Below are 22,457 nucleotides of genomic sequence, written 5' to 3'. Positions count from 1 at the left end.
CCCCTGTCCGCACGACCACCGGGAAGCCGCATGAGTTCGACCGCCAGCGCCGCGCGCGCCCACCTGTTCCACACCGGATCCGTCGAGCGGTACCGGGACGTGCTGACCCGAGGCGTCGAACGGGTCGCCCGCCGGGTCGCCGAGGTGGACCGGCCGGGCACCGGCGTCCGACCCGAGGCGCTCGCGCCGCTGGTCGGCGGCATCGACCTGGACCGGCCGCTGGGCGACACCGACGCCGCCCTGGACGAGCTGCACGACGTCTGGCTGCGCGACGCGGTCTGGTTCCACCACCCGCGCTACCTGGCCCACCTGAACTGCCCGGTGGTCATCCCGGCGCTGCTCGGCGAGGCGGTGCTCAGCGCCGTCAACTCCTCGCTGGACACCTGGGACCAGAGCGTCGGCGCGACGCTGATGGAGCGCCGGCTGATCGACTGGACGGCCGGCCGGATCGGCCTCGGCGCCACCGCCGACGGGGTGTTCACCAGCGGCGGCACCCAGTCGAACCTCCAGGCGATGCTGCTGGCCCGGGAGGAGGCGTACCGGCGGGAGGTCGGCGCGGCCGCCGTCCGGCCGGCCCGACCGGAGGTGCTGGCCCGGCTGCGCGTCGTCACCTCGACGGCCGGTCACTTCAGCGTGCAGAAGGCCGCCAAGCTGCTCGGCCTCGCCGCCGACGCGGTGCTCACCGTGCCCACCGACGCCGGCCGCCGGATGCGCACCGACGAGCTGGCCCGCACCATCGACCGCTGCCGGCGCGACGGACAGGTGGTGATGGCGGTCGTCGCCACCGCCGGCACCACCGACTTCGGCACCATCGACCCGCTGCCGGAGATCGCCGACATCTGCACCGCCGCCGGCGTCTGGCTGCACGTGGACGCCGCGTACGGGTGCGGGTTGCTGGTCTCCCCCACCCGCCGGCACCTGCTCGACGGCATCGAGCGGGCCGCCTCGGTGACCGTCGACTACCACAAGTCGTTCTTCCAGCCGGTCAGCTCCAGCGCGCTGCTGGTGCGCGACGGCCGGACGCTGCGGCACGCCACCTGGCACGCCGACTACCTCAACCCGGCCCGCGCGGCCGAGCAGGGCATCCCGAACCAGGTGGACAAGAGTCTCCAGACCACCCGGCGCTTCGACGCGGGCAAGCTGTGGCTGACGCTACGCATCATGGGACCGGACGCGATCGGCGCGCTGTTCGACCGCGTCGTCGACCTGGCCGCCGACGCCTGGCGGCACCTCGACGCCGATCCCCGCTTCGAGGTGGCGGCGCCCGCCCAGTTGAGCACCGTGGTCTTCCGGTACGTGCCACCCGACGCGCCGCCGTACCTGGTGGACGAGGCGAACCTGCACGCCCGCGAGGCGCTCGCCGCCTCCGGCGCGGCGCTGGTCGCCGGCACGAAGGTCGACGGCGCGCACTGGCTGAAGCTGACGCTGCTGAACCCGGAGACCACAGTGGACGACGTGCTCGCGGTGCGCGACCTGGTCGCCGAGCACGCCGCCTGGTACGCCCGCCACGCCACCTCGCTGGCCCCGGTCGGCTGAGGAGAGACATGTCGGACTTCATCGCCATCGGCCTGGGCCCGTACAACCTCGGTCTGGCCTGCCTGACCGCGCCGCTCGACGACCTGGACGGGCTGTTCCTGGAGGCCCGCGCCGACGTCGACTGGCATCCCGGGATGCTGCTCGAATCGGCGCGGTTGCAGACGCCGTTCCTGGCCGACCTGGTCACGCTCGCGGACCCGACCTCGCCGTACTCGTTCCTGAGCTACCTGAAGGAGACCGGCCGGCTGTATCCGTTCTACATCCGGGAGAGCTTCTTCCCGCTGCGCGCCGAGTACAGCGCCTACTGCCGCTGGGCCGCCGGCAAGCTGCCGAACCTGCGCTTCCGGCACACCGTCACCCGGGTCGAGCACGACGGCGACCGGTATGTGGTGCACGCGGACACGCCGGACGGGCCGGTCACCCACCGGGCCCGGCACCTGGTGCTGGGCACCGGCACCCCGCCGCACCTGCCACCGGCGTGTCAGGGCCTGGGCGGCGACCTGATCCACACCTCGCGCTACCGGGAGCACCGGGCGGCGCTGCGGGCCAAGCGCAGCATCACCGTCGTCGGCAGCGGCCAGAGCGCCGCCGAGATCTACCACGACCTGCTCGTTGACATCGACACCTACGGCTACCAGCTCACCTGGGTGACCCGCTCGCCGCGGTTCTTCCCCCTCGAATACACCAAGCTGACGCTGGAGATGACGTCACCGGACTACGTGGACTACTTCCACGCGCTGCCGGAGGCCACCCGCTACCGGCTGGAAGGCGAGCAGAAGCCGCTGTTCAAGGGCGTCAACGCCGACCTGATCAACGACATCTACGACATGCTCTACGCCAGGAGCCTGGACGGCCCGGCCCCGACCCGGCTGCTCACCAACACCGAACTGGTCGACGCCGCGTACGCCGACGGGAGCTACCGGCTCGGGCTGCGCCACACCGAGCAGGACCGCGCGTTCACGCTGGACACCGAGGGCCTGGTGCTGGCCACCGGCTACCGCCACCGGCTGCCGGACTTCCTCGCGCCGGTGCGCGACCGGCTGCGCTTCGACACGCACGGCCGCCTCGACGTGGCCCGCAACTACAGCGTCGACCACACCGGGCGGGGCGTGTTCCTCCAGAACGGCGGCACCCACACGCACAGCATCACCTCGCCCGACCTGGGCATGGGCGCGTACCGCAACTCGTGGATCATCCGGGAGCTGACCGGGCGGGAGCACTACCCGATCGAGAAGGCCATCGCGTTCCAGGAGTTCGGGGTGCCCTCTTGAGCGTGTTCACGCGCATCGACGCGCGACTCGGACTGTTCGCGCTGCGCCCGCTGGACCCGGACGCCGACGCGCCGCTGCTGCACCGCTGGGTCACCCATCCGAAGTCGGCGTTCTGGCTGATGCAGGACGCCGACGAGGCCGGCGTCGCCGAGGAGTACCGGCGGATCGCCGCCCACCCGCACCACGACGCGTACCTCGGATCCTGGCGCGGCCGGCCCGCGTTCCTGGCCGAACGGTACGACCCGGCCCGGGTGGAGCTGGTCGGGCTCTACCACCCGCAGTCCGGCGACGTCGGCATGCACTTCCTCTGCGCGCCCACCGACGCGCCCGCGCACGGCTTCACCCGCGCCGTCATCACCACGGTCCTGGCCTGGCTCTTCGCCGACCCGGCCACCCGCCGGGTGGTGGTGGAACCGGACGTGCGCAACCACGCCGTGCACGCGCTCAACGCCGCCGTCGGCTTCACCGTCGTCGGCGAGATCCGCAAACCGGAGAAGGACGCGCTGCTCAGCGTCGTCACCCGGGACCAGTTCCACGACGCCACCGAAGGAGACCCGCCGGCGTGAACCCGATCGCATCCGTCGACCACCTGACCCCCTCGGCGTGGGCGACCGCCAACCGGCTGCTGGTCCGCAAGGCGCTCGCCGAGTTCGCCCACGAACGCCTGATCACCCCCGAACCGGCCGGCGACGGGTGGTGGACCGTGCGCTCCGACGACGGCGCCGTGGCGTACCGGTTCGCCGCCGAGCGGCTCGCGCTCGACCACTGGCACGTCGACGCCGCCAGCATCACCCGGCACCGCGACGGCCGGGAGCTGCCGCCGGACGCGGTCGACCTCTGCCTGGAGCTGCGCGGCGCGCTCGGCCTCACCGACGCGGTCCTGCCGGTCTACCTGGAGGAGATCACCTCCACGCTCGCGGGCACCGCGTACAAGCTGGACCGGCCGGCGGTCACCGCCGCCGCGCTGGCCGCCGCCGACTTCCAGGCCGTCGAGACCGGCATGACCGAGGGCCACCCGTGCTTCGTGGCCAACAACGGGCGGCTCGGCTTCGGCATCCACGACCATCATCGGTACGCCCCGGAGGCCGCCGCCCCTCTCCGGCTGCTCTGGCTCGCCGCGCACCGCGACCACACCACGTTCACCAGCGCCGACGACCTGGACTACGACACGCTGGTCCGGGCCGAGCTGGGCGCGGAGACGCTCGCCCGGTTCGCCGCCACGCTGACCGGGCTCGGTCTCGACCCGGTCGACTACCTGCTCGTCCCGGTGCACCCGTGGCAGTGGTGGCACCGGCTCGCCGTCACGTTCGCCGGTGAGGTGGCCGCACGCCGGCTGGTCTGCCTCGGCGAAGGGCCCGACGAGCACCTGGCCCAGCAGTCCGTCCGCACGTTCTTCAACGTCACCGACCCGACGAAGCACTACGTCAAGACCGCGCTGTCGGTGCTGAACATGGGCTTCATGCGCGGGCTGTCCGCCGCGTACATGGAGGCGACGCCGGCCATCAACGACTGGCTGGCCGCGCTGGTCGCCGACGACCCGGTGTTCACCCGCGCCGGGCTGACCATCCTGCGGGAGCGCGCCGCGATCGGCTACCGGCACCGGCAGTACGAGGCGGCGACCGCGCCGGGGTCGCCGTACCGGAAGATGCTGGCCGCGCTCTGGCGGGAGAGCCCGGTGCCCGCCCTGGCGCCGGGCCGGCGACTGGCCACCATGGCGTCGCTGCTGCACGCCGACCGGGACGGCCGCCCGTTGGCCGGCGCGCTGATCGCGGCCTCCGGGCTGCCGCCGGCCGACTGGCTGCGCCGCTACCTGGACGCCTACCTGGTGCCGCTGCTGCACAGCCTGTACGCCTACGACCTGGCGTTCATGCCGCACGGCGAGAACGTCATCCTGGTGCTCGACAGCGGCGTGGTGGAGCGGGTGGTGTTCAAGGACATCGCCGAGGAGATCGTGGTCATGGACCCGGACGCCGACCTGCCGGAGCGGGTCCGCCGGGTGCGGGCGACGGTGCCGGACGACGAGAAGATCCTGGCCATCTTCACCGACGTGTTCGACTGCTTCCTGCGGCACCTGAGCGCCACCCTGCACACCGCCGGCGTGCTCGATCAGGACGACTTCTGGCGCACCGTCGCCGAGTGCGCCACCGGGTACGCCACGACGGTCCCGCACCTGGCCGAGCGGATGCGCCGGCACGACCTGTTCGCGCCGGAGTTCCCGCTGTCCTGCCTCAACCGGCTCCAGCTCCGGAACAACCAGCAGATGGTGGACCTGACCGACCCGTCCGCGGCGCTCCAGTTCGCCGGCACGCTGACCAACCCGATCGCCCGCTTCGCTGCTGCCACGCCGGGCCGACCCGGCTAGTCCGGCGGGCGGGGTGTGGCGCGTGTGCGGTCGACGGTCAGGCGACGGACCCGGCCGTACCGCGCCACCGGGTCCGGCGGGTCCGGGCGGGCCGGCGGGGCCGGGCACAGTCGGGTCAGGTCGGCGGTGGCCTCGGTCAGCAGTTCGGCGGCAGGGCCCCGGCGAGTTGGCCGCCCTGTTCCGGCTGATCGGCATGACCGTCTGGGACGCGAACGAGGTGGACGAGTGGGCCCGGCAGGCAGGCGCGGGCATACCGCAGAGTGCCTACCAACTTGATGGCGTGAATGACTCGCACCATGGGCCGGACTGAACCGTCTACGCCATCAAGTTCGTAGGCACGTCGGTCAGCCGTCCTCACGAGCAGAGTCCCGTGGCACGCACGCGCCACCCCACCGCTGCGCGCCCTGGCCGGGTGACCCGCCGGCGGCTCGCCCGCGGCGGGCTGGACGCGGTGCGCCTGCCGCGCTGGTATGGCAGTCACACCCGTTCGAGCATGCCGGCAGCCTCCAGGTCGGCCAGGAACGAGCGCACGTCGGCGACCGCCCGCTCCCGCTCGACCTCGACCCGGCCGACCAGCGCCTCGGCCAGTTGGGCGGTGGTGGCGCCGGCCACCAGGTACGGCCACAACGCGGTGCCGGCGCGGTCCAGCGCGAAGTAGACGGACCGCCCGACGTCCAGCAGCACCGTCTCGTCGCCGTTGGTCCGCCACGCCACCCGGTCGCCGCGAACCCGGTACAACACGGACGGTTCGCTGGTCATCTCGGCGCCTCCAGATCGGGTCGTCCCTCGGTGGCCGACAGGCCGGCCAACCACACCTGCTGCACCAGCGCCGCCGTGCGGGAGTCGAACCGCCAGCGCGACCACTCCCGACGCAACGCCGCCACGTCGACGAGCGAGTCGTCGACGCCGCTGCCGTCCCAGGCGCGTACCAGCTCGCGGGTGGCCGTCCGGAGGAACACCTCGTCGAAGGTGGCCTTGCGGCGCGGCGCGATGATCACCGGCGGCAGCGCGGCGTCGGCGATCGCCGCGAGCAGCTCCTGGCGCGACGGGGACCGCAGCCGGCCGTGGCGGGCGGCCAGCGCGGCGGCGAACCGCTCGTCCAGCAGCGGCGCCACGGCCAGCACGTCGTGGTCGGCGGCGATCGCGGCCAGGCTGACCCGGGTCATGCTGAGGTCCCGGCGCCGCAGGTGCCAGGCGATCCGGGCGGCCAGCCGGTGCGGCTCGGCGCGCTGCTCGGCGGCGAACGCGCGACGTGCCTGCCGGGCCACCTCCGGGCGCAGCCAGGGCAGCAGCTCCGGGCGCCGGGCGCGCAGCCCGGTCCGGAGCCGGCCGAGCCGGGCGAGCCGGGCGCGCAGCGAGGCGGGACGCCGCCGCCAGCCGGCGAGGATCTGGTCGCCGCCGACGCCGGTGAGCAGCGCGCCGCCGCGAGCCAGCTCCACGATCGGCAGGTGCAGGTGCCGGTCCGGCGGGTGCACCTGCCCGTACCGGGTCAGCAGCCGCCGGGCGACCGGCCCGACCAGGTCCAGGTCGTCACCGGCCTGGAGGATCTGCCACTGCCGGGTCAGGTCCAGCTCCGCGATGATCTTGGCTTGCCAGGGCGTCTCCTGCGCGCCGGGCGCGTCGGTGAACCGCCAGGTGACCGGCACCGGATCGGGCAGCCCCTCACGCCGCGCCACCCGGGCGGCGAGGGCCAGCACCAGCGAGGAGTTCAGCCCGCCGGAGAAGCTGACCAGACAGGGCGGCCGGTGCAGCGCCGGCAGCACGGCCCGTTCCAGGGCCACCAGCGGCGGCAACGCCGGATCGGACCGGGCAGCCGGCGCGGGCGCGGCCGGGTCCAGGCCCAGCACGACGCCGTACGCCACGTCGCGGGCGGTGGGACGCGGAATGAGGTCAGTCACGGCTGCGCACCCCTCTGCGCCGGCCCAGCCACAGCGCGCGGTCGACGATCCAGGCGGCGAGCGGCAGCAGTACCGCGACGGCGAGCGATCCGGCGACCCGGCCCCGGTCGCCGCCGGCGAGCGCGGCCCGCAAGGTGGGCACGCCGCCGGCAGCCGGAGTTCCGGGTCCGGCGACCGGCGCCTCGACGCTCCTCATGCGCGCCTCCTCCCGGCGTGGCACCCGACCGGTCAGCGACGGTCGCGGGGTACGGGGACCGGCCGACCGGGGCCGGCATCGTCGCCTGACTCCGGTCGGCCGGCCGTCTGCGCCCGGCCGGGTGCAACGGCTCGGACAGGCAGACGTTAGGGCCGGGCGACGGCACCGGCCGGGACGCCCGAACAGTCAGGTACCCGACAGTTCCGCCTGTCGCGTTGCGTCACCACATTGCCGTTTTCTTCCGATCTGGCGGGTCCTTCGGCGGGGAACTGACGTGGCGCGCCGATGACGTGTTGCCAGCCGGTGAATCGATTCGACTCCTCGCGTCGCGCCCGTGTTCGCAAACCGATCAGTGCGTTACGGAAAGTGGATCGGCTGTCTTGTTCGGCGTGTCGCGGGCGGTCGGTACCTGCGTGTCGGCCGTTGCCCTCCGGCAAGTGACCCGTTCAATGAGGCGTAAGAGCGCCGGACCGGTGCAGCGGGAGGTGACACGTGGCCGTGCAGCAGTCGACGGGCCGGCCGGAGCCGGCCGGAGCCGGCCTGGTGGAGACGGACGACCCCGAGCACGCGCACCACCTCATCGCACGGCGGTACGGCGACCACCGGGTCCGGATCTCCGGGCCACGGGACCGCTTCCGCTACCGTCGTTCCACCGTGACCGCGGACGAGCTGGAGATCGACGAGCTGCGGTACACGCTGGGGACCTGCACCGCCACGCCCCCCTATCCCGGCTTCGCCGCGGTGACCGTGACGCACGGCCGGTACGGCTTCCACACCCCCGACGAGGAGCTACGCCTGGTCCCGGGCACGACCGGCCGCTATCCGAACGATCCCGCCACCCTGGTCTCCGACGATGTGGCGGCCTTCGTCGTCCGGCTGCCGATGCCCCGGATCGCGACGGTCGCCGCCACCCGCACCGGGCTGCCCGCCGCCGCGTTCCGCTTCACCGCGCTCGCGCCACTGTCGCCCACGATGGCGACGCTGTGGCGGTCCACCGCGGCGTTCCTCCGGAACCAGCTCACCGACGACGCCATCCTGGCCAGCCCGCTGACCCGGGCCGGCCTGGTGGACCTGGCCGCCGCCACCGCGCTGGCGGTGTTCCCGAACACCACCATGACGGTGTCCTACCTGCCCGCCCCGCCGGCCGTCCGCCCGGCGTCGGTGCGCCGGGCCGCCGAGTTCATCGAGGCACACGCCGCGCGTCCGCTGACCCTGACGCAGATCGCGGCGGCCTGCGACGTCGGCCCACGCGCGTTACAGGCCGCGTTCCGGAAGCACCACGGGCAGAGCCCGATGGCGTTCCTGCGCGCGGTCCGACTCCGCCGGGCACACCGGGACCTGACGCAGGCCCGACCGGGACAGACCGTGGCCGGCACCGCCCGCGACTGGGGCTGGGCCCACCCCGGGCGGTTCGCGAGCGCGTACCGCGAGACGTACGGCTGCCACCCCGGCGACACGCTGCGCGCGGCGGGAGTGAACACGCCGCCGGAGCGGGAGCGGTGACGGACGACCGTCCCGCACGGCGCTTCGAGCTGTCCACCCGGGATCCGGACGTCGCCCGCCGGGCCATCGCCGAGGCGTGCGGCGAGCACCGCCCGCACTTCCAGGGCACCCGACGCGACTTCCACTTCGCGTGGCGGGGCGTGCAGGCCGGACCGCTCGGCCTCACCCGGGCCGCGCACTCCATGGACGCCCGGGCGGAGACCGGGCCGTACCCCGACTTCCTGGCCGTGCACGTGACCCGGGGCCGATGCCGGTTCGTCGACGGTGACGACGAGCTGCTGGTTCCCGCCGGCGGTGTCGGCCGGTATCCGCTGCGCCGGTCGGTGCTGTACTGGACCGACCCGGTGTCCACCACGGTCCGGCTGCCGATGGACCTGGTGGCGCGCGTCGCGGCCACCCGGGCGCAACCGGCCCCGCACACGTTCCGCTTCCTCGGCCTCGCGCCGGTGTCGCCGGCCGCGGCCCGGGCCTGGGCGCACCTGTCCGCGTTCCTGTGCCGGATGGCCGCCATCGGCGACGACGGCCTCGACCAGCCGCTGATCCAGGGGTCGCTGGCCGACCTGACCGCGGCCACCGCACTCACCGTCTTCCCGAACACCACCATGACCAGCAGCTACGTTCCGCAGCCCCGCCGGGTCGCGCCCTCGGTCGTCCGGCGGGCGCAGGCGTACCTGGACGAGCACGCCGCCGCACCGGTCACCGTGGCGCAGGTCGCCGCCGCCTGCGGCGTCGGACCGCGCGGACTCCAGGCCGCCTTCCAACGGCACCTCGGCTACAGCCCGCTCACCTACCTCCGTCAGGTCCGCCTCGCCCGCGCCCACCACGACCTGCTCGCCGCCGACCCGGCCGGCGGCGAGACGGTCGCCGGCATCGCCCGCCGCTGGGGCTGGACCAGCCCCGGCCGGTTCGCCGCCGCCTACCGCGACGCGTACGGCCGGCAACCGCGCGAGACGCTGCGCGAGTGACGCCGACGACCCGTTGCGGATCGGGCGCTCACGCGTTCTTCCCGGAAGGGCCCGACCGGACGGAGACACGGATCATGACTACCGGAGGGGGCACCGTCCCGGTGCGACGGTTCGAACTGGTGACCCGGGACCCGGATCTCGCCCACCACACGATCGCCGACGCGTACGCCGAACACCGGCCCCGCTTCGCCGGCTCCCGTCAGGGCTTCCGCTTCGCGCTGCGCACCGTGCAGGCCGGTTCGCTCGGGCTGGACCGGATCGTGCACTCCATGGACGCGCGGGCGCGCACCGGGCCGTACCCCGATTTCATGACCGTGCACGTGCTGCGCGGCCGGTTCCGGTTCGCCGACGGCGACGAGGAGCTGGTGGCCCCGGCCGGCGCGGTCGCCCGCTATCCGCTGCGCCCGTCGGTGCTGGGCTGGACCGACGTGGTCGGCACCATGATCCGGCTGCCGCACGAGCAGGTGGCGCACGTCGCGACGACCCGGACGGAGACCACGGCGGCCGACTTCCGGTTCCTCGGCCTCGCGCCGGTGTCGGCGGCCACGTCTCGGGCCTGGACCCAGCTCTCCGCATACCTGCACGGGTTGGGCGACGACGCGCTCGAACAGCCGATCCTGCGGGCGTCGCTGGCCGACCTGGCGGCGGCCACCGCGCTCACCGTGTTCCCGAACACCACCATGAACGCCGGCTACCTGCCGCAACCGCGCCGGATGACACCGGCCGTGGTGCGGCGGGCGCGGGCCTGGCTGGACGAGCACGCCGCCGAGCCGGTCACCGTGGCCGAGGTCGCCGCCGCCTGCGGCGTCGGAGCGCGCGGGTTGCAGGCCGCGTTCCAGCGGCACGACGGCCGGAGCCCGACCGCCTACCTGCGCCGGGTGCGGTTGGAGCGGGCGCACCGGGACCTGCTCGCCGCCGAGCCGGGCGGCGGCGAGACGGTCGCCGGCATCGCCCGCCGCTGGGGTTGGACCAGCCCCGGCCGGTTCGCCGCCGCCTACCGCGACGCGTACGGCCGGCCGCCGCGCGAGACGCTACGCGGGTGACCGGTCAGCACTCGGCCCGACCGGCCCGCCAGTAGCCCATGAACGCCACCGCCCGACGGTCGAGCCCTCGATCGGTGACCAGGTGCCGGCGCAGCCCCCGGATCACCGCGGCCTCGCCGGCCAGCCAGGCGTAGAGCGGGGCGTCGGCCGGCCGCTCCGGCACCTCCCAGAGGACGTCCCGGTCGACGTCCACCTCGGCCGGCGGCGGGCCGGCCGGCGACGCGGGCGGCGGCAACAGCCGGGCGGCGAGCGCGGTCACCGCCTCGGTGAGCCGGCTGCCGTGCGGGGCGCCGCCCCGGGGCAGCCAGGTCACCGTCACGCCGGCCGGGACGCGACCCGGCAGCACGTCCCCCGCCGTCGGCACCTCCACCACGGCATGGCCGTGCGCGTCGGCCGGCAGCCGGTCCAGGATCGCGCAGATCGCCGGCGCGGCGGTCTCGTCGCCGGCCAGCAGCAGCGTCGCGCCGGCCGGCGGGCGGAACTCGACGCCGCCGTGCCCGCCCGGCCAGCCCGCGTCCGGACCGACGAGCGCGAGCCGGTCACCGAGGCGGGCGCGACGGGCCCACCGGGTGGCCGGGCCGCCGTCGCCGTGCAGCGCCACGTCCACGTCGATCTCGTACGCCGCCGGCCGGGCCGCCCGGACCGTGTAGGTGCGGATCGGGCTGCGTTCCTCCGGCGGCAGGTCCCGCCACCGCTGGTACCAGTCCGGTCCCGCGGGCAGTTCCGCCGCGCCGCCGTCCACCAGCGGCAGCGCCAGCTTGATCCGCTGGTCGTAGCCGTTGTCGGCGAACCGGTCCAGGTCCGGTCCGGTGAACGTGACGCGCAGGAACGACGGGCCGAGCCGGCGCAGCGCGCGGACCTCGACGGTGAACACGCGCCACGGCGCGGCGGCCAGGGTGCTGGTCATGGTGACGTCCTCTCGGGCTCAGCGGGCGCCGGCGGCGGCGCGGGAGCGCCACAGCAGCCAGACGAAGTAGGGGGTGCCGATCAGTGCGGTGACCAGGCCGGCGGGGACCTGCGCCGGGGCGATGACGGTGCGGCCGAGCGTGTCGGCGAGGCTGACCAGCGTGGCGCCGAGCAGCACCGCCACCGGCAGCACGCGGGTGTGCCGGCCGCCGACAAGCGCCCGCGCGGCGTGCGGCGCGACCAGGCCGACGAAGCCGATCACGCCGACCGCCGACACGGCGGTGGCGGTGAGCAGCGCGGCCAGGCCGAGCGCGACCAGCCGGGCGCGTTCCAGCCGGACGCCGAGCACCCGGGGCGTGTCGTCGTCGAGCGCCAGCAGGTCCAGTTCCCGGCGTACCGCGGCCACCACCGGCACGGCGACCAGCAGGGCCAGCGCCACCGGCAGCACCTGCGGCGCGGTCCGCCCGTAGGTGGAGCCGGACAGCCAGGTCAGCGCCTTGCCGGTGTTCCACGGGTCGGAGGAGACCACGATGAACGTGATGACCGCGGCGCCGCCCTGCCAGACCGCGAAGCCGATCAGGACGAGCCGGTCGGAGTTCAGCCCGCGCCGCCGCGCCAGCCCGTAGACCAGCGCGAACGCGGCCACCGCGCCGAGTCCGGCCGCGCCGGAGAGCGCGAGCACGCCGGCCGTCGGGGCGAACGTCAGCAGCGCCACCGCGCCGATCCCCGCGCCGCCGGTGATGCCGAGGATGCCCGGCTCCGCGAGCGGGTTGCGGCAGACCGCCTGCACGGTGGTGCCGGCCAGGGCGAGGGCCGCGCCGGCCAGCAGCGCCGCCGTGACGCGCGGCCAGCGCGCGTCCAGCACGAAGGTGTACGCCGGCCCGGTGCGCCCCCGGAGCCAGTTGACGATGTCGCCGAGCAGCACCCACGTGTCCCCGGCGAGCATGCCCACCACCAGCGCCGCGACGACCGCGACCGCGCAGACCGTGACGACAGTGCTGTGCACGGCGCGGGAGCGGACGGCGGCGTGGCCGCCCGGGGGTTGCCGGGTGGGCCCGGCGTCGCGGTGCCGGCGGGCCAGCCAGACCAGCAGCACCGCGCCGAACAGCGTGGTGACCACGCCGGTGGGCACCTCCACCCCGGCCTGCCCGCCGAGCACGGCCCGCAGCAGCACGTCGGAGCCGAGCACGATGATCACGCCGACCAGGCCGGCCAGCGGCAGCAGCACCCGGTGCCGGTGCACCTCGGGCACCCACCGGCCGAGCAGTCGGACGATCACCGGCGCGCCGAGCCCGACGAAGCCGATCGGGCCGGCGAGGGTGACCGCCGCGGCGGAGAGCAGCACCGCGAGCAGCACCACGACGAGCCGGGTCCGGCGCACGTCCAGCCCGAGCACCGTGGCGGTGTCGTCGCCGAGGGCGAGCAGGTCCAGCCGGTGCCCGAGCGCGACCAGCAGCAGCCCGGCGACCACGATCACCGGGCCGAGCTGGGTGACCGCCACCAGGTCGCCCTGCACGAGCGAGCCGTTGCCCCAGGCGAACAGCCCGATGGTGGCCTGCTCGAACAGCAGCAGGAGCAGCATGGTGAGCGAGGCGAGCGCCATCGCGGTGGCCGAGCCGGCGAGGATCAGCCGGGTGGTCGCGGCCTGGCCGCCGGCGGACAGCAGCATCACCAGCGCGGCGGCGGCCAGCCCGCCGCAGAACGCCAGTCCGCCGGCGGGCAGCGCCGGCAGCGCGATGCCGAACGCGGCGGTGGTCACGATCGCCAGGTGCGCGCCGGCGTTCACGGCGAGCGTGTCCGGCGAGGCGAGCGGGTTGCGGGTGGTGGACTGGAGCGCCGCGCCGGCGAACCCGAGCGCCACGCCGACCGCCAGACCGGTGAGCAGGCGCGGCAGCCGGGAGGCGACAAGCACCCGGGCGGTCTCGTCGTCCGCGCCGGTGAGCAGCCGGAGCAGGTCGAGCGCGCCCACCGACGACGTGCCCTGGGTGAGGTGCACCGCGGTGACCGCGACCAGCAGCGCGGCGGCGAGCAGGAACGCGCCGGCGACCCGGCGGCGGGCCGGCGGCGGCCCGACCGGGGCCGGCCGGGTGGCCGGCTCCGGTACGACGGTGGCGATCATCGGGCTCAGGCCGTGTAGACGGCGACGAGCTGGTCGACGTACTGCTTCGCGGACAGGGTGCCGCCGAACGTCCAGATGCCGTTCGGCATCTTGTGCAGCTTGTTCTGCTGCACGAACGGCAGGGAGCGCCAGATCGCGTTGCCGGCGAGGCCGCCGGCGAAGACGTCCTGACCGTCCGAGGCGTTGTAGAAGAAGTGCAGGTCCTGTCCCTTGAGGACGGTGAGCCCTTCGACGTCGGTCTGGCCCAGGCCCCACATCTCGTCGGTCTTGCCGGTCCAGGCGTTCTTCAGACCGAGTTGGATGCCGAGCTGGGAGACGAGCGCGCCCTGACCGAACATCCGGATGGAGACCGTGCTGCCCTCCTTCCAGCCGTCGGCGAAGGCGAACTGTCGGCCGGCCGCGCCGGCGTCGGCGATCTTCTTCCGCCCGTCGGCGAGCGTGGCGTCGAAGTCGGCGAGCAGCTTCTCGGCCTGCGCGGTGCGTCCGGTGGCGGTGGCGATCATGGTGAGGTCGGACCGCATCCGGGCGAGGTTGTCGGCGGCGTCGCTGCCCTTGGTGACCAGCACCGGAACGTATTTCTCCAGTTGGGTGACGATCGCGGCGCCGCGCTCGGCCTCCATCACCACCAGGTCCGGCTGGAGCGCCACGATGGCGTCGACGCTCGGCTCGCCCCGGGTGCCGACGTCCTTGACGCCCGGGTCGAGCGGGGCGGCGGTGACCCAGGTGGCGTACCCCTTGGGGTCGGCCACGCCGACCGGCATCACGCCGAGGCCGACGAGCATCTCCACCTCGCCCCACTCCAGGCCGACCACCTTGGCGGCCGGGTTCTTCAGCGTGATCGCCTTGCCGCGGCTGTCGGTGACGGTGACCGGGCCGGTGGCGGTGGCGTCGGAGGGGGACGGTGCGGCGGCGGGCGTCTCGGTGGTGCCGCAGCCGGCGATCAGCAGCGCGGTCGCGGCGGCGGCCAGCAGGGTCAGACGGGTACGCAACATGGGTTTCTCTTCTGTCGTCAGGACTTGTGGTGTTTGCCCACTGGGCGGGTGGAGAGCAGGCCGGTGACCGGGTCGGCGGTCACCTCGACGCGGATGCCGTACGCCTCGGTGAGCGCCGCCTCGGTGAACACCTCGCGCGGGGTCCCGGCGCCACGTACTCGACCGGAGTGCAGCAGCACGACGTGGTCGGCGACGGCGGCGGCCTGGTTGAGGTCGTGCAGCACCACGCCGACGGCCACGCCGGCGGTGTCGGCGAGGTCGCGCACCAGGTCGAGGATCTCCACCTGGTAGCGCAGGTCGAGGAACGTGGTCGGCTCGTCCAGCAGCAGCACGGCGGTGTCCTGGGCCAGGCAGGTGGCCAGCCAGACCCGCTGGAGTTCACCGCCGGACAACGCGTCGACGGGTCGGTCGGCCATGGCGGCCACGCCGGTCACCGTCATGGCCCGGTCGATCGCGGCCGGGCCGTCCGGGTCGCCGGCCCGCCACCGCTGCCGGTACGGGTGCCGGCCGTAGCCGACCACGTCCCGGACGGTGACGCCGCTCGGGGTGGGGCGGCTCTGCGCCAGCAGCGTGACCCGGCGGGCGAAGTCGCGCGCCGACAGCGCGCGGGCCGGGGTGCCGTCGGCGAGCACGATCTCGCCGTGCTGGAGCGGGTGCAGCCGGGCCAGCCCGCGCAGCAGCGTGGACTTGCCGCTGCCGTTCGGCCCGACCAACGCGGTCACCGCCGCCGGTCGCAGCGTGATGGCCGCGTCGTGCACCACGGTGGTGCCGTGGTAGCCCAGGTGCAGCGCACTGCCCCGCAGGCCGTCGGCCCGCACCGTTCCGCTCGTCACAAAGGTTAGGCTAACCTAACCACTGATCACCCTGTCAAGCCGCCCTCGGATTTCACGTCGACGCACCTCGGCAGCCAGCGTCGATCTTGCGGTTGCGGCCCGAGACCCGTACCTCTTGCCGGGATTGTCGGGGCGGCAACCGCAAGATCGACGACGCGGGTGGCCGGAGCGGACCTACAGGGAGACGGTGCGGCCGCCGAGCGTGACGACCAGGCGGCCGTCGGCGGCGAAGGACCAGCCCAGGGCGCCGGCGTAGGTGGCGCAGCGGGAGCCGTTGGCGCCGGACCAGAACTGGTTCGAGCCGTCCACGTTGCCGATCGTCTTGTCGGTCGACCCGCTGCCGCTGCGGCAGGACGTGTTGGTGCGGAAGACCGAGGTGCCCGCGTCGAACGAGAAGTTGCGCTCGGTGTTGTCGATGCTCAGGTTGTTGGAGATCGTCATCGAGCCCGGGTTCCGGTTGTAGGTGAACCCGTGCTTGCCGTTGCGGTACGCGATGGTGCGCCGGACGGTGTGGTTGACCGCGATGTCCTCGCCGCCGAGCTTGAAGCCATTGCGGTCACCGTTGCCGTTCTGCGTGCCGTTGCTCAGCGTGCCGTTGTTGTAGGAGAGGGAGTCCTCGATGGTCACCGGGCCGATCGCGCCGGTGTCGGTCTTGGTGTACAGGTCCCAGCCGTCGTCGATGTTGTTATGGGACACCGCGTACCGGAAGACGTTGCCGGTGCCGACGGTGAGCTTGGCGGCGAACCCGTCGGCGTCCTCGCCGTCGGAGTCGGCGTTGTCGTGCGACTCGACGCTGACCATGAGGTTGTTGGCCGGCCACTGGTCACGCGGGGTGCTGGAGGCGATCCGGGACAGTTGCAGGCCGCTGTCGCGGTTGAACCGGGTCACCGTGCGCTCGATGACGTTGTTGCTGCCGCCGACGAAGATGCCGTTGTCACCGGCGCGTTCCACCACGATCCCCCGCACGTGCCACCAGGACGCGTTCAGCGCGAGACCCCGGTTGGCGGGGTCCTCGGTCATCGCGGAGAAGTTGAGGATCGGCGTCTCGCCCGGGTACGCGTACAGGTTCTTGCGGGCGCTCGCGGTGCCGTTGTTGCCGGCGGCGATGGTGACGGTCTGGGCCAGGTTGTAGGTGCCGCCCCGCAGATAGATCGTGCCGCCCGCGCCGACCCGGGTGATCGCGGCGGCGATCGTGGTGGGGTTGGCCTGGGTGCCGGCCGCGCCGGCGGTGCCGTTCGGCGCGGCGTACACCGCGCCGCTGGTCGGCGGTGGCGTGGTGGGCGACGGTGGCGGGGTGGTGGGCGAGGGCGGCGGGGTGGTGGGCGAGGGCGGCGGGGTCGTCGGCCCGGGCGGCGGGGTGAGCGTCCCCCCGGGGTCGGTGGGGATCGCCCCGCCGCAGAGGACGCCGTTGACCGCGAACGAGGCGGGGACCGGGTTGCTGGTGTTGTTCCAGCCGCCGTTGAAGCCGAACGACGTGGTCGCGTTCGTGCCGAGGCTGCCGTTGTAGCTGACGTTGGCGGCCCGGACCGACGCGCCGGTCTGGGTGATGTCGGCGCCCCAGGCCTGGCTGACGGTCTGGCCGCCACTGAAGTTCCAGGTGACGGTCCAGCCGTTCAGCGGGTCGCCGAGGTTGGTGAGGTTGACGTTCGCGGTGAAGCCGCCGGACCACTGCGCGGTCACCGCGTAGTCGACCCGGCAGCCGGCGGCGGCCTGGGCGGGGTTCGCGCCCATCGCCAGGCCGCCGGTGGCGAGCGCGGCCGCCGCGATCGTGGACGTCCACAACGCCGCACGGCGCTGTCGGTTGATCATGGGATTCTCCTGCGGGTGGTGGTTCGGTGCCGCGCCGGCGTCGACACCGATGCCCGGTCGGTGCCGTCGGCGGGGCTTCCTGCTGCCCGGACGCCCGTGTGCTCGACGGGCCCGTCACGCCTCCCGCTGTGAAAGCGCTTTCAGCGCATCCTACTGACGCATGTCGATGTGGTCAATCTCCGCCCCGACACTGAACGATCCGGCCGCGCCGGCCGTACCCATCCCCGACAGGGACATCGTCCGGAACCGCGATGCCGGAGCGGGCACGAGAGGCGATTCCTGCGTCTCACTTCGCACCGCGGAGCGGCGGCACGGCACACGCCGCGCCGGCCCTCCAGGTCAACCAAAGGAGAGGTGCATGGCCAGGGGTACGCGCAACAACGCGGTCCTGAAACTCGGTGGGGTGGGCGTCCTCGCGGCGCTCCTGCTCGCCGGCGGACTGCAACTGGCGTCCGCCGACGAGAACGGCGGCTCGGCCGCACCGGCCGCCGCGGCACAGACCGTGAACTGCCCGACGGTTCGCGACAAGCTGCCCGCGGTGCCGGCGGCGGCGAACGCCGAGGTGGAACGGGAACTGGCCAACCTGGACCAGGAGATCGCCCGGCAGAACGAGCGGCTGGCCCGGCTCGCGGTCAAGCCCGAGGGCGGCCCGAACTTCGTCAACAACGCCATCCTCGGCCCGCTGAAGAACAAGCGCACCGCCGCGCTCGACCGGATCGAGATCGCCTTCAACCGGATCGGCGCGCAGCGCCCGAACCTGGACGCGCTGGCCGGCTGCGGACTCAACGCCGCCGGCGTGCCGAGCGCCGTCAACGGCGGTGCCGGTCAGGGCGGCGCGACCGGCGGACAGAACGGGGCCGGCGGACAGAACGGGGCCGGCGGACAGAACGGTGGGGGCGGACAGAACGGTGGGGCGGCGGCCGGGGTGGCCCGGACCGTGAACTGCCCCGGGGTGCGGCTCCCCGCCGTCCCCGCGGCGGCGGCGGCGCAGGTGCGGGCCGAACTGGCCACACTGGACAACCAGATCGCCGAGGCGAACGCCCGTCTGGCCCGGCTCGCGGTCCGGCCCGAGGGCGGGCCGGCGTTCATCGACAACGCCATCCTCGGCCCGCTGAAGAGCAAGCGTGGCGCCGCGCTCGACCGCATCGAGATCGCCTTCAACCGGGTCGGCGCGCCACGCCCGAACCTGGACGCGCTGGCCGCCTGCGGACTGAACTGAGGTGATTGCCGGGGCCCCTTCCTATCGCCTGGGCGATAGGAAGGGGCCCCGGCAAACCCGCGCGGCTAGCCCTCGGCGGGGGCGTCGTGCGCCCGGAGCGTCGCGCGCACCACGGCACGGACCCCGCCGGCGACCAACAGGCCGAAGCCGGTGGCCATCAACGGCAGCCCGACCCCGAACGGCAGGTCCGCGATCCAGTTGATGCTGCCGCGCTCCCGAAACTCGGCGAAGCTCGCCGCGACCACGGCCAGCGCGAACGTCAGCGCGCCGACGGCCGCCGTCAACGCGGTCAGCGCGGCGCCCGGGTACGCCCGCGCCCAACCGCCGGCCACCAGCGCCACCAGCAGCCAGGCCAGCGTCAACAGGGTCCAGCCGCCGCCGGTGCTCAACGACGCGTACGCCCAGCCGGAGAAGGACCAGGAGTAGCCGGCCGAGACGCGGAACCACGGCGACAGATAGCCCACGGTGGCCACCAGCGCGCCGAGCACGACCACGGCGTCCGGCGCGAACGATGGCCTGGTGTCCTGCGTCGTCACGCCGGCCACGGTAGCCGACGCCGGCCACCACCGGTGACGGCCCGGGGTGGTGCCTGCGGTACCCGGACCGGGCAGCAGGCGGGATTCCGGACCGGCCGCGACCGGTCGAGGCTGGAAGCCGTAACCGAAGCCGTGACGAGGAGTTCCCATGACCCGCCGAACCGTTCCGCTCGCCGCCGGCGCGCTGGCCGTGCTGACCGCCACCGCCCTGGGCGTGCCCGCCGCGTCCGCCGCGCCCACCCGGGCCGAGCGACCCGACGTCCTCCAGCAGCACCTCGACCGGCTGGTCGCGGAACACCGCTTCCCCGGCGCGCTGGCCTCGGTGCGCGGCGCCGACGGCCGGGTGCGCGACCGCACCGCCGGGGTCGGCGACCTGCGGACCGGCCGCGAGGTGCCCACCGACGGCCGGGTGCGCATCGGCAGCAACACCAAGACCTTCACCGCGGTGGTCGTCCTGCAGCTCGTCGGCGAGGGCCGGATCGACCTGGACGCCACCGTCGAGCGTTACCTGCCCGGCCTGGTGCGGGGCCACGGCAACGACGGGCGGCGGATCACGGTACGCCAACTGCTCCAGCAGACCAGCGGCCTGCCCGACTACGACGACGTGCTGTTCACCGAGGAGCAGGACCTGGTCGACCGGGCCCACGCGTACCTCGAACCGCGGCGGCTGGTGGACGCGGCGCTCACCCGGCCGCGCCGCTTCGCCCCGGGCACGAGCTGGGAGTACAGCAACACCAACTACGTCCTGGCCGGTCTGATCGTCGAGCGGGTCACCGAACGCCCGATCGGTGAGGAGATCACCCGGCGGATCATCGAGCCGCTGCGACTGCGGAACACCTCCTGGCCGGGGGTCGGCGACCAGCGCCTCACCGGCCGGCACCCGCAGGGCTACGTGGCGGTCGCGCCGGGCGCGCCGTGGATCGACGTGACCGAGATGGACCCGTCCTTCGGCTGGGCCGCCGGGCAGCTCGTCTCGACACCGGGCGACCTGCGCACGTTCTTCGAGGCGCTGCTGGCCGGCCGGCTGCTGCGACCGGCGCAGCAGGCGGCCATGATGCGCACGGTCGACGCGCCCGGGTTCGAGCCCACCGGGGTCTGGGCGTACGGCCTGGGCATCGCCCGGCACGACCTGCCGTGCGGCGGCCACGCCTGGGGACACGGCGGCGACATCCAGGGCTTCGAGACGCGCAACCTGGCCACCACGGACGGCCGCGGCGCGGTGGTCGCGGTGACCGGGCTGCCGACGTCGCTGGAGATGGTCGAGGCGGTCTCCGACAGCGTCGACGCGGCGCTCTGCGCCCGCTGACCTCGTACCGCGTCCCGGCCGGCGCGTCGCTCAGGCGGCGTGCCGGCCGTCGTTCAGGTAGCGCAGCACGGCGGTGACCCGACGGTCGGCCCGGTCGTCCGGCGGAAGCTCAAGCTTCGCGAAGATGCTGCGGATGTGCTTGTGCACCGCGCCCTCGGTGACGAACAGCCGCTCGGCGATCGCGGTGTTGCCGAGCCCCTCCGCCATCAGCGCCAGCACCTCCTGCTCGCGCGGCGACAACCGGGCCAGCCCGTCGTCGGCGCGGCGGTTGCGGGCAAGCAACTGCCCGACCACCTCCGGGTCGATGACGCTGCCGCCGGCCGCGACCCGGTGCAGCGCGCCGAGGAACTCCTCGACCCGCCCGACGCGTTCCTTGAGCAGGTACCCGAGGCCGGTGGCGCCGACCGAGAACAGCTCGGTGGCGAACGCCTGCTCGACGTACGCGGACAGCACCAGCACCGCGAGGCCGGGCCGGCGGCGACGCGCCTCGACCGCGGCGACGATGCCCTCGTCGGTGTGGGTCGGCGGCATCCGCACGTCGACGATCGCCACGTCCGGCGCGTGGGCGTCCACCGCGGTCAGGAACCCGTCCGGGTCGCCGGCGGTGGCCACCACGTCCAGCTCCTCGGCCCGCAGCAGCAGCGCCAACCCCTCGCGCAGCAGCGCGTCGTCCTCGGCGATCACGATCCGCATGGCAGCTCCACGTGCATTCTCGTCGGTCCTCCGGGCGGGCTGGTCAGCGTCATCCGGCCGTCGTACGCCTCGACCCGCCGCCGGACGCCGGTCAGGCCGGAGCCCCGCGCCTCGTCCGCGTCGCCGTGGCCGTCGTCGGAGACGGTCACCAGCAGGCGGTCCCGCTCGCGGCGCACCGTGACGTCCACCGCGCCCGCGCTGCTGTGCCGGACCACGTTGGTCAGCGCCTCGGCCACCACGAAGTAGGCGGTGGCCTCGACCGCGACCGCGCACCGCACCGGGACGTCGACGGTGAGCCGGCACGGCACCGCGCACCCGCCGGCCAGGCCGGCCAGCGCGCCGGCGAGCCCCCGGTCGTCCAGCACCGGCGGCAGGATGCCCCGCACGACCGTCCGCAGCTCGCCGAGCGCCTGCTCCGCCGCCTGCTGGGCCCGTTCGAGGATCTCGTCGGCGCGGGCCGGGTCCCGTCGGACGGCCCGCCGCGCGGCGCCCAGCAACACGTTCACCGCCACCAGCCGGTTCTGCGTGCCGTCGTGCAGCGACCGTTCGATGCGGCGCAGCTCCACCGCGTGCGCGTCCAGTGCGGCGGCCCGGGTGGCGGTGAGTTCGGCGACCCGCAGCGACAGGTCGACCCCGGGCGGCGGGGCGAGCAGCCGACGGCCCGGCCGGGCCTGGGCGCGCGCCAGCGCCGGGCCGAACGCGACGGCGGCGACCAGCCACGCCACCCCGGCCAGCCCGACCAGGAGCGCGTCGGGCAGCCCGTCGATCCGCCACCAGACGATCCCCGGCGCGCCGTCCTCGGGGCGCAGCAGCCGGAACCAGAGCGGAAACGTCAGGTCCTGCACGGCGTGCAGCGGCAGCGCGAGACCCAGCAGCCCGGTGCCGAGGCCGAACACGGCGTGCAGCGCCACCCAGCCGAACTCCCGGCGGACCACCGGGTCACGCAGCGCCGTACGCGGGTCGGCCGGGGACGGCCCGACCTCCGGGAGCGGAGCGCCCAGGCGGGACAACCGCGCGCGTTCCCGGTCGGCCACCGCGCGCGCCGCCCGCACCGCGCCGGGGACCGCCCGCGGCCCGAGGCCGACCAGGCCGGCGACCGCGACGACGAGCACCCGGAGCAGCGCGCCCCAGGCCAGCAACGCGGTGCCGGACCCGCCGGCGAGGTGCGCCCACGCGTCCGCCGAGGCGCGGACCCGCCTGCGCACGTACCCCATCGGTCCCACCCCCGCGCGCCACGATAGGTCACGGCGGGAGCGGCCGGCAGCGCCGG

General features: G+C 74.5%; 20 protein-coding genes. 9 read left to right on the top strand and 11 right to left on the bottom strand.

Features of this window, described 5'->3' with window-relative positions; all coding sequences use genetic code 11:
• Nucleotides 1–30 precede the first annotated feature (30 nt).
• From C8054_RS14345 to C8054_RS14330, 4 genes are read left to right on the top strand one after another with little or no spacing between them, the layout of a single operon-like run.
• Complete coding sequence (locus tag C8054_RS14345) at nt 31–1,536, top strand: aspartate aminotransferase family protein (RefSeq protein WP_107157303.1); 1,506 nt, start codon at nt 31–33, stop codon at nt 1,534–1,536.
• Between the two features lie 8 nt (nt 1,537–1,544).
• A complete protein-coding gene (locus tag C8054_RS14340) occupies nt 1,545–2,807 on the top strand; it encodes a lysine N(6)-hydroxylase/L-ornithine N(5)-oxygenase family protein (protein ID WP_107157302.1) in 1,263 nt (420 codons plus the stop codon).
• Entirely contained in the window at nt 2,804–3,373 is a 570-nt protein-coding gene (locus C8054_RS14335) for a GNAT family N-acetyltransferase (RefSeq protein ID WP_107157301.1), read from the top strand. Before C8054_RS14340 ends, C8054_RS14335 begins: the two co-directional genes overlap by 4 nt.
• A complete protein-coding gene (locus C8054_RS14330; protein WP_107157300.1) occupies nt 3,370–5,169 on the top strand; it encodes an IucA/IucC family siderophore biosynthesis protein in 1,800 nt (599 codons plus the stop codon). Before C8054_RS14335 ends, C8054_RS14330 begins: the two co-directional genes overlap by 4 nt.
• A gap of 477 nt (nt 5,170–5,646) precedes the next feature.
• Here the strand turns inward: C8054_RS14330 and C8054_RS14320 are convergent, their stop codons facing one another.
• Genes C8054_RS14320 through C8054_RS32030 form a run of 3 tightly spaced genes read right to left on the bottom strand, consistent with a single transcriptional unit; the run spans nt 5,647 to nt 7,263 of the window.
• Nucleotides 5,647–5,928, bottom strand: a complete 282-nt coding sequence (locus C8054_RS14320) for a PqqD family protein (RefSeq protein ID WP_107157298.1) — start codon at nt 5,926–5,928, stop codon at nt 5,647–5,649.
• Nucleotides 5,925–7,067 carry an asparagine synthase-related protein gene (locus C8054_RS14315; protein WP_158273851.1) on the bottom strand — a complete coding sequence of 381 codons (1,143 nt, stop codon included), beginning with the start codon at nt 7,065–7,067 and terminating at the stop codon, nt 5,925–5,927. Before C8054_RS14315 ends, C8054_RS14320 begins: the two co-directional genes overlap by 4 nt.
• Nucleotides 7,060–7,263 carry a hypothetical protein gene (locus C8054_RS32030; protein WP_158273850.1) on the bottom strand — a complete coding sequence of 68 codons (204 nt, stop codon included), beginning with the start codon at nt 7,261–7,263 and terminating at the stop codon, nt 7,060–7,062. The genes C8054_RS14315 and C8054_RS32030 overlap by 8 nt, the downstream gene beginning before the upstream one ends.
• A gap of 498 nt (nt 7,264–7,761) precedes the next feature.
• On the opposite strand from C8054_RS32030, the gene C8054_RS14310 reads away from it, so the two are divergent.
• The 3 genes from C8054_RS14310 to C8054_RS14300 all read left to right on the top strand — a co-directional run bounded on the left by C8054_RS14310 (nt 7,762) and on the right by C8054_RS14300 (nt 10,774).
• The gene (locus C8054_RS14310) at nt 7,762–8,766 is read left to right on the top strand and encodes an AraC family transcriptional regulator (protein ID WP_158273849.1); all 1,005 of its coding nucleotides are present in this window, start codon (nt 7,762–7,764) and stop codon (nt 8,764–8,766) included.
• Nucleotides 8,763–9,731 (top strand): AraC family transcriptional regulator, encoded by a 969-nt coding sequence (locus C8054_RS32025; RefSeq protein ID WP_158273848.1) that lies wholly within the window; start codon nt 8,763–8,765, stop codon nt 9,729–9,731. Before C8054_RS14310 ends, C8054_RS32025 begins: the two co-directional genes overlap by 4 nt.
• A 74-nt stretch (nt 9,732–9,805) precedes the next feature.
• The gene (locus C8054_RS14300; protein WP_107157295.1) at nt 9,806–10,774 is read left to right on the top strand and encodes an AraC family transcriptional regulator; all 969 of its coding nucleotides are present in this window, start codon (nt 9,806–9,808) and stop codon (nt 10,772–10,774) included.
• A gap of 4 nt (nt 10,775–10,778) precedes the next feature.
• On the opposite strand, the gene C8054_RS14295 is transcribed toward C8054_RS14300, so the two are convergent.
• From C8054_RS14295 to C8054_RS14275, 5 genes are all read right to left on the bottom strand, one after another.
• Nucleotides 10,779–11,681, bottom strand: a complete 903-nt coding sequence (locus C8054_RS14295; RefSeq protein WP_107157294.1) for a siderophore-interacting protein — start codon at nt 11,679–11,681, stop codon at nt 10,779–10,781.
• Nucleotides 11,682–11,699: 18 nt separating this feature from the next.
• Nucleotides 11,700–13,799 carry an iron ABC transporter permease gene (locus C8054_RS14290; RefSeq protein WP_107157293.1) on the bottom strand — a complete coding sequence of 700 codons (2,100 nt, stop codon included), beginning with the start codon at nt 13,797–13,799 and terminating at the stop codon, nt 11,700–11,702.
• A 5-nt stretch (nt 13,800–13,804) separates the two neighbouring features.
• Entirely contained in the window at nt 13,805–14,791 is a 987-nt protein-coding gene (locus tag C8054_RS14285; protein ID WP_107157292.1) for an ABC transporter substrate-binding protein, read from the bottom strand.
• Nucleotides 14,792–14,808: 17 nt separating this feature from the next.
• Nucleotides 14,809–15,609, bottom strand: coding sequence for an ABC transporter ATP-binding protein (locus C8054_RS14280; RefSeq protein ID WP_107157291.1), 801 nt, complete (start codon nt 15,607–15,609; stop codon nt 14,809–14,811).
• Between the two features lie 189 nt (nt 15,610–15,798).
• Entirely contained in the window at nt 15,799–17,433 is a 1,635-nt protein-coding gene (locus tag C8054_RS14275; protein WP_107157290.1) for a cellulose-binding domain-containing protein, read from the bottom strand.
• A 358-nt stretch (nt 17,434–17,791) separates the two neighbouring features.
• On the opposite strand from C8054_RS14275, the gene C8054_RS14270 reads away from it, so the two are divergent.
• Nucleotides 17,792–18,652, top strand: coding sequence for a hypothetical protein (locus C8054_RS14270; RefSeq protein ID WP_107157289.1), 861 nt, complete (start codon nt 17,792–17,794; stop codon nt 18,650–18,652).
• A 65-nt stretch (nt 18,653–18,717) separates the two neighbouring features.
• Here C8054_RS14270 and C8054_RS14265 read toward each other — a convergent pair whose 3' ends face one another.
• Complete coding sequence (locus tag C8054_RS14265; protein WP_107157378.1) at nt 18,718–19,188, bottom strand: hypothetical protein; 471 nt, start codon at nt 19,186–19,188, stop codon at nt 18,718–18,720.
• 148 nt (nt 19,189–19,336) lie between these two features.
• On the opposite strand from C8054_RS14265, the gene C8054_RS14260 reads away from it, so the two are divergent.
• Complete coding sequence (locus C8054_RS14260) at nt 19,337–20,494, top strand: serine hydrolase (protein ID WP_107157288.1); 1,158 nt, start codon at nt 19,337–19,339, stop codon at nt 20,492–20,494.
• A 30-nt stretch (nt 20,495–20,524) separates the two neighbouring features.
• Here C8054_RS14260 and C8054_RS14255 read toward each other — a convergent pair whose 3' ends face one another.
• Nucleotides 20,525–21,187 carry a response regulator transcription factor gene (locus tag C8054_RS14255; RefSeq protein WP_107157287.1) on the bottom strand — a complete coding sequence of 221 codons (663 nt, stop codon included), beginning with the start codon at nt 21,185–21,187 and terminating at the stop codon, nt 20,525–20,527.
• On the bottom strand, nt 21,175–22,401 hold the full coding sequence (locus C8054_RS14250; RefSeq protein WP_107157286.1) for a sensor histidine kinase: 1,227 nt from the start codon (nt 22,399–22,401) through the stop codon (nt 21,175–21,177). Before C8054_RS14250 ends, C8054_RS14255 begins: the two co-directional genes overlap by 13 nt.
• Between the last annotated feature and the right edge of the window lie 56 nt (nt 22,402–22,457).

It is taken from the genome of Micromonospora sp. RP3T, from assembly GCF_003027925.1.
Classification (GTDB): Bacteria; Actinomycetota; Actinomycetes; order Mycobacteriales; family Micromonosporaceae; genus Micromonospora.
Note: the sequence above shows the minus strand (reverse complement) of the source record. Positions and strands in the feature narration are given on the sequence as shown.